Here is a 259-nt window from a genome sequence, read left to right on the forward strand (position 1 = left end):
AGGGTGGAACACCGCAGCAAACGGAAGCGGAACTTCTTATGCAGCAGGCTCGACGCTGACTATGGGCGCGGCGAATGTCATCCTGTACGCGCAGTGGACGCCAGTTCAAGCACCGACCTACACCGTAACGTATGACGGAAACGGAGAAACCAGCGGAATAGCTCCTACTGATAGCGGTGCCTACCCACAAGGAGATACCGTAACGGTACTGGGAAGTGGAACACTTGCGAAAACAGGCCACACTTTCGCAGGCTGGAAC

Annotated in this window: 1 protein-coding gene; it reads left to right on the forward strand. The window is 56.0% G+C overall.

Going from position 1 to position 259, the window contains the following annotated elements:
• Positions 1–259, forward strand: a 259-nt coding sequence (locus SB775_RS31110) for an InlB B-repeat-containing protein (RefSeq protein WP_410865129.1), incomplete at both ends; no start/stop codon positions are given.

It is taken from the genome of Peribacillus sp. SIMBA_075, from assembly GCF_046534585.1.